This is a genomic window from Bradyrhizobium sp. 31Argb (assembly GCF_043638955.1).
Lineage (GTDB): Bacteria > Pseudomonadota > Alphaproteobacteria > Rhizobiales > Xanthobacteraceae > Bradyrhizobium.
On sequence record NZ_JBEGDB010000343.1, the window covers coordinates 1 to 7,499 of the forward strand.

Sequence of the window (7,499 nt, forward strand, 5' to 3'; positions counted from 1 at the left end):
AGGCTTCCTCCTAAAAGAAAGCCTTGAATCACGTTCAATCTGATTTGAGAATCCCAAGAGTCCACACGGCCTAGGCCAAAACCCGCGCCGCCGCCTGGTCCATGTCGAGCAACCGCCTGATCTCCGATGCCGGCTTCGGCGCGCTGAACAGGAAGCCCTGCATCTGCGTGCAGCCCAGTTCGCGCAATAGTTTTCGCTGCTGTTCGGTTTCGACACCTTCGGCCGCGGTGGTCATGTTGCGCGACGCGGCGATATTCACCACCGCCTGCACGATGGCAGAGGAACCGTCGACCTCGATGTCGCTGACGAAGCACCGGTCGATCTTGATCTTGTCGAACGGAAACCGCTTCAGATAGCTCAGGGAGGAATAGCCGGTGCCGAAATCGTCCAACGCGATGCGCACGCCGATGGCGCGGAGCTGGTGCAGGATCGCGAGCGCGGCTTCATCGTCCCTGATCAGCACCGCCTCCGTGATCTCGATCTCCAGCCGGCCGGGCGCGAGACCGGAGGCGGTGAGCGCGCCCGTGATCCGCAACGCCAGCGTTTCGCATTTGAGCTGGACCGGCGAGACGTTGACGGCGAGCCGGATGTGAGACGGCCAGGTGGCCGCTTCCGTGCAGGCCGTGCGCAGCACCCAATCGCCGAGCTCGTTGATCATTCCGGTATCTTCTGCCACCGGAATGAATTCGGCGGGAGAGACCATGCCTCGCTCCGGATGACGCCAGCGCAACAGCGCCTCGCAGCCCGCCACCTGGTTGGTTCTCAAGTCCAAGAGGGGCTGGTAGTGGATCTCGAAACCGCCTTCCACCATGGCTTGCCGCAGGTCCTGCTCCATGGTGAGGCGGGCCTGGGCGCTTTCATCCATCGCCGGCTCGAAGAAGCGATGGGTCCGGCGCCCGCCCGCTTTGGCGGCATACATCGCCAGATCCGCGTGCTTGATGAGCTGGTCCAACTCCGTGCCGTCCTGCGGCGCCAGCGCGATGCCAATGCTGGCGTCGGTGGAAAGATGATGCCCGAGGCAGTCGCAAGGTTGTCGGATCGCGCCATGGATCCGCGTCACGAATTCCGCGACGTCGGACGTTGCATCAACGGCGGTCTGGATCACGGCGAACTCGTCGCCGCCAAGCCGGGCGATCAGGTCGCTGGGTTTGAGGCAGGCCTTGATCCGTGCGGCCACCGTCTTCAGCAATTCGTCGCCGACATGATGGCCGAGCGAGTCGTTGATGGCCTTGAACTCGTCGATATCGATGTAAAGCAATGCGAACCGTTCACCGCGCATTGCCCTTTCGAGCTCGCGCGCGATCTGCGCACGGAACAGCACGCGGTTCGGCAGGTCGGTCAGCGCATCGTAATGCGCAAGATAGGTGATCCTTTCGTTCGCGAGCTTGCGTTCGGTTACATCCTCGACGACGTTGATGATGTAGTGCGTCGTGCCGGCCTGATCGCGTATGCCGATGCGTTTCGAGGTGATGTAGCGTTCGCCTTTCGCCTGGGTCTTCCAGAGGTGTTCATCCCTGTAGAAGCCGTCGGTGGACCCCAGCAGCCTTTCGTCGTCTGAGGTGATGATTCGGGCGGCGGCGGCCGGAAAGACATCGAATGCGGTCTTGCCGACGATCAGGTCGCGTGAGATGCCGAACTTCTCCTCGGCAACACGGTTGACCAAGAGATAGCGCCGGTCGTGCGCATCTTTGACCGTGATCTGCGAGGGGATGTGATCGATGATCTCGCGCAGGAACGCGTAGTTCCGGTCGCGCTCCTGCTCCAGCCTGCAGCGCTCGGTGATGTCCTCGATGGTGGTGATCCACCCGCCGTGCTTGAGTGGCGTGCTGACGGCGGAAAACCAGCGGCCGTCCGCGCTGCCTGCCAGGCTGCGATCAACCCGGCCCTGCGCGATATTGTTCATGACGGAGGTGCAGAATTCGTCGACGTCGCCGTCGAAAAGTCCGTTCGCCTGGCGGTGCCGCATCAGGTCGCGGAAGTGGCATCCCGGCTTCACGATGTCGGTCGAGAGCTGGAACATGTCGAGATAGCGACGGTTGAAGGTCACGATGCGGCCGGCGGCGTCGTACTGCACCAGCCCCTGGATCATGTTGTTCAGCGCGGTGTCGAGCCGTTGCCGCTCCGCCTTCAGCCGTTGCCGCGCGTGGCGGTTTTGCTTGTTGATCTCGCGGGTGATCAGGAACAGCACGCCTGCGACCACCAGGGCGGCGAGCGCTGCGGCGACGATCAGGAATTTGGTCTGCGCACGCCAGTCTGCAAGTGCCGCGGCGATCGAATTGGTTGCGACCACGACCGCCGGGAAATGGCCGAGCCGCGCCGCCGAGCCCAGCCGCTTCATTCCATCGACCGGGCTTTCTATGCGTAGGGTATGCTGGCCTCCCTTCGCCAGCACCTCTCGCATCAGCGGGGCGGAGGCGAAATTCCGTCCGATCATCTCATCGATGCGCGGATGACGGGCGAGCAAGGTGCCGTCGGCGTGAAATAGGCCGATGGTCGCGCTCGCGCCTGGAGCGACGGAAGCAAAGAACTTCTCATAGTTCGCGGGATCGATCCGCCGTGTCATGATCCCGAGAAAGATTCCGTTGTGCCCGGTCAGGCGGTGGGCGATCACGGTATTGAGTTTGCCGTTGCGATAGCTGCGGACTGCTTCGGCGAGAACGGTCTCCGTCGTCGGATTGGATTTGAAGCTCTTGAAGTAGGCGCGCTCGGATATGTCGAGCTTCGGCGCCGGCAGCGGTCCGGACCAGTTGATGATCTGCCCGTCGGTGTCGAACAGCGAGACGTCGCCAAGATAGGATAGGCCCTTCGATTTCAGCACGTGGTGCACTTCGGCGGTCGACATCCGTTCCTTGAACGCTTCCGGCGAGGCAAGCTCCGGAATCCGCAATTGAGAGATCAGGTCGGAAGCGATCGTCGCGGAGTCTTCGAACTGCTGGTCGAAATGGCGCGTCAGCATCAGCACCGTGTTTTCCAGTTCGCGCTCGCTGTTGTGCAGGGCGCGCTCACGGAATTGGCCGACCATCAGGATGGTGCCGGCGAAGATCGCGGTCACCAGCAATCCGCCGCAGACCGTCAGCCACAGCACCGGGCCGCGGATCGTCGCGGCGAAGTGGCGGCGGAAGACCTTCGCGCGAAGGATGATCCTATGGATGTGCTTTGAAGGATTGCGCATTCCCGAATTCCCGGGAGGCAGGGATACAACGCAAAATTGCCACAAGCGGTTAGGAAATCCGGTTACTCAACGCTTAATTGGGGTCTTGCAGTATTTCCTCGCGATGGTTGTGGGGTCCCGGTCCTCAGCGCCGATACCTGCTCGTTCGGGTGTAAGCCGGACGTGCCTCCTCCATCGCCCGGCTCGCCAGGTGAGCCCGCGCTTCGCTCGTCAGCGGCATCGACGGCTTGAGGTCGTCCAGGAAGATCGGTCTCGAGAAGTAGTAGCCCTGGGCGTAGCGGATCTTGGTCGCAGCCTGCAGGTAGGCCAGCTCCTCGTAGGATTCGATGCCTTCCGCGATCACGGTCATGCCGAGCGCCTCGCTCAAGGATTCGATCGCTCGCAGGATGCCCTGGCTGCGCGGGCGCTTATGGATGTCGGTGATGAAGGAGCGATCGATCTTGATCTCGTCGGCGGTGATGTCGGCGAGCGCCGACAGCGACGAATAGCCGATGCCGAAATCGTCGATCGATATCCCGACGCCGATCCCGCGCAGTATCGGCAGGATCTCCTCCTGGAAATGCGATTTGGTGACGAAAGCATCTTCCGTCACCTCGATCATGAAGCGCTTCGGGTATCCCGTCTCCTCGAGCGCGCGGGCGAACGGGCGCATGAATTCGGGATTGGCGGCCTGCTTGGCCGCGACATTGATGCTGATGGAAGCGTCCGGACCAAAGGTGTTGTTGATCAGGTCGATCGATCTCACGATCTCCGCCAGCACCAGATGGGTCAGTTCGTCGATCAGCCCGAGCTCGACGGCGAGGTTGACGAAAGTGCCGGGCGCCTGGATCACGCCCTCATTGTCGCGCAGCCGCACCAGCGCCTCGATGCCCTTGACCTCCTGCGTCCTGAGATCGACCTTGGCCTGGAAGGCGCAGCAGAAGCGCTTCTCCAGGATCGCGAGCCGTGGCGACTGCTCGATCTTCATCCGCGCGATGGCCTCGACTTCCATGCTGGCGTCGAAGAAGGCCGCAGCACCCTTGCCGCTGTGCTTGACCCGATACATCGCGATATCGGCGTTCTGGCGCAGCTCGTCGTAGCTTCGGCCATGCTCGGGATAAAGGCTCACGCCGATCGAGGTGGAGGCGAAGATCTCCGACTGGTCGATGAAGAACGGCGCCTTCAACCGCTGCAGCATGAATTCGATGTAGTCGGCGACCTCCTGCTCGGTCTGGATCGGATTGAGCAGGAGCAGGAATTCGTCGCCGGAGATGCGCGACAGGATGTCGGTTTCGCGCAAGGACAGGCTGAGCCGCCGGGTCATCTCCACCAGCAGCGCGTCGCCGATGGCGTGGCCGTAATAGTCGTTGATGTGCTTGAAATTATCGATGTCGAGGAAGGCGAGCGCGAAATGGCTGTCTGCATCGTCACAGTACAGCAGGCTGTTGACGCGGTGCTCGATCACCCGGCGCGTCGGCAACGCGGTCAGCTCGTCATAATAGGCGGAACGGAATAGCTGGTCCTCGAACGCCTTCTGCTCGGTGATGTCGGCGGAGGTCGACAGCAAGAGATTACGGTCGGCGATCCGCACCGGCCGATGCGCGGTGAGGAACACCTGCTTGGCCGCGCCGGAAGCAACCGCTTCCTCCAGCACCGCGGAGCGGCCGTTCCGTAGCAATTCGAGACAGGTCTCGCGGCGCTCGTCCAATTGCGAGGCCATTGCATCGCTTGCCAGTTGGAAGCGCGCCGCGGCCGCATCGTTGACGACAAGGAAGTCGCCCTGCTCGTCCTGGACCGTGACGCCCGCAGGCAACAACCTGACGACATCACGCAGAATCCGCAATTCGGAATGGAGTTCGCTCTCATTCGTGGCCGCCGCCGTGGCCATCTGAAAGTCGTGCTTTATGGGACTGTGCATGCGCGCGAACTTGGCAAAGTCCCTTGTAGTTTTGGTTAAGTGGAACTGAGAAAAACCGCGACATCTGTGTCGATAGGAGATTTCAACAGGCGCCACCTCAATCGTCATTAACAGAGCGTCAACCCGATCATCGAGTGCTTGCGGCTGTCTTTCGTTTCGCCTTCGCTTCGGAGCGAAGCGCGAAAAAGCGCGATCAAGCCGTGGGAATACGGCACTGCATGGTACAGTGAATACCGGTCTTGAGATAGCTGACGTCGGTCTTGCCGTCGAATGGTCTCAGCGCCGATTTCAAAAGCCTGGTGCCGAAACCCGGCTCGCCGATCTTCTCCACGACCGGCCCCTCGGTCTCGTCCCAGGTGATGGTGAGGCGATCGTCGGACACCGACCATGATACCTGCAGGAAGCCGCGCGCGGAGGAAAACGCGCCATACTTGCCGGCATTGGTGGCGAGCTCATGAAAGATCAACGCCAGGCTCACCGCCAGCTTGGCCGGCAGAAACAGACGATCGCCGTTCAGGTTGAACCGGACATGGCCGTAGGGACCAAGTTCGGAGATCAGGAGGTCCTGGATATCGCATCCGTTGCCGTCGACCTTTGCGATCAGGTCGTCGGTCGCCGACAGCGCGCGGATGCGGTAATCGATGCGACTCCAGATCTGCGGCTGGTCCTGCAGCGCCTGGTGCAGCACCGCGTGAATGGTTGAGGACTTGTTCTTCAGCCGGTGCTGCAATTCGTCGACCACGAGCTTGCGGTAGTCCTGCTCGCCGATCAGGCGTTTGGCGATCCGCTGCTGCTCGGCGACGATCGAGCGGTAGTGCTCGACGCCCCAGATCGTGAGGCCGCAGACCGCCCAGAACATCAAGAGCAGCACGATCCGCGTCGGATCGGTGACCGTGCTGCCGAAATTGAGGGCGAGGCCGAGCAGGCCGCCTGCAAGCGCGGTCAGGATTCCGATGCGCAAGCCACCGAAGGCGCCGGCGAAGAACACCGCCGGAAAGTATGGCGTGAAGAACACGTCGGGGCGAAGCTGGGACAGACCCCAGCGGGCCGACGTCGCGAGCGCCAGGCAGATGATCGCAAAGCCGAGGCCGAGCGCGAGCGACGGCGGGGCGTCCCCGCGCCAGCCGCACCTGAACTCGTCGATCAATCTCTTCATGGCTTTGTCACTTCAGGTGATCAGCGAATCCAAAATAAGGCCGAACCGACGGGTAAGCCGCGATTTGTGGCCGGCAGAGGGCCGCGGGCCACAGCCGGCTGCGTTGTTCACCGAACAGTCCGCTTGCCTTGTTCCGCCTGTGGCAGGAATATCCCACTCCATTGAATTCGACTGACAGCTTAAGAGGTAATGACATGGGACGGTTAGACGGCAAGGTCGCGGTGATCACGGGCGCCACGAGCGGCATCGGCCTGCGCACGGCGGAGGTTTTCGTCGCCAAGGGTGCGAAGGTCGTCATCGCCGGGCGCCGCATCGCCGAAGGCGAAGCCTTGGCCAAGGCGCTTGGCGCCAACTGCATCTTCCGCCAGACCGACGTCACCGTGGAAGAGCAGATGAAGGCGCTGATCGCGCTGACGCTGGAAAAATTCGGTAAGGTCGACTGCCTCTTCAACAATGCCGGCGGTCCGGCGCAGACCGGCGGCATCGAGGGATTGGAGGTCGACCGTTTCGATGCCGCGATGGCAACGCTGGTGCGCAGCGTCATGCCGGGCGGCTTGCCGGATTCTCGTCCTCGGTGGTCTATGGCGCGGCAAAGGCCGCGGTGATCCATCTGACCAAATGCGTGGCGATGGAGCTCGGCGAGTCCGGCATTCGCGTCAATTCGATCTCGCCCGGCGCGATCGCAACCGGCATCTTCGGCAAGGCGCTGGGATTGTCGACCGACGCCGCGGAGAAGACGCCGGCTGTCATGCGCGAGGTCTACAAGAGCGCCCAGCCGATCCCGCGCGCCGGCCTGCCCGACGACATCGCGCATGCCGCCGTGTTCCTCGCCAGCGACGAATCCTCCTTCATCAACGGCCACGACCTCGTCGTCGACGGCGCCATCACCGGCGGCCGCAACTGGACCCAGCAGCAGCAGGGCTACGTCGCCTTGCGCAAGGCGTTTGATCAGGGCGGCTAGCGACGGCATAGTTGACTGACCCTCATCCTGAGTCCGCGAAGCTGTAGGGTGGGCAAGGCGCAGCGTGCCCACCATCCACGGTTGGTGCAAGAAAAGGTGGGCACGCTGCGCTTTGCCCACCCTACGGCGTCGTCGCGAATTATGATTTAATTTTCAAACAGCGGAGGGACGTAAGTCTGCGTTCTCGCGACGTGATACGTCCGAGTTTTGCGTCACTTTCCACCCTCTCGTCGAATAGAGGGCGCAGGGAAAGCCGGGTGCTGGTTGCACCCATGGGTCCCGTGCAACAAAAAGCACGGGGGTAGGACCACAG

At 62.2% G+C, this 7,499-nt stretch carries 3 protein-coding genes and 1 pseudogene; 1 reads left to right on the top strand and 3 read right to left on the bottom strand.

Annotated features, from left to right (window positions below):
• Window positions 1-70 precede the first annotated feature (70 nt).
• From AAFX91_RS36765 to AAFX91_RS36775, 3 genes are all read right to left on the bottom strand, one after another.
• The gene (locus AAFX91_RS36765) at window positions 71-3,172 is read right to left on the bottom strand and encodes an EAL domain-containing protein (protein WP_394569776.1); all 3,102 of its coding nucleotides are present in this window, start codon (window positions 3,170-3,172) and stop codon (window positions 71-73) included.
• 124 nt (window positions 3,173-3,296) lie between these two features.
• A complete protein-coding gene (locus AAFX91_RS36770; RefSeq protein WP_394569777.1) occupies window positions 3,297-5,039 on the bottom strand; it encodes a putative bifunctional diguanylate cyclase/phosphodiesterase in 1,743 nt (580 codons plus the stop codon).
• Window positions 5,040-5,262: 223 nt separating this feature from the next.
• Complete coding sequence (locus AAFX91_RS36775; RefSeq protein WP_394569778.1) at window positions 5,263-6,225, bottom strand: sensor histidine kinase; 963 nt, start codon at window positions 6,223-6,225, stop codon at window positions 5,263-5,265.
• Between the two features lie 194 nt (window positions 6,226-6,419).
• On the opposite strand from AAFX91_RS36775, the pseudogene AAFX91_RS36780 reads away from it, so the two are divergent.
• Window positions 6,420-7,186, top strand: a pseudogene (locus tag AAFX91_RS36780) (SDR family NAD(P)-dependent oxidoreductase).
• Window positions 7,187-7,499 lie beyond the last annotated feature (313 nt).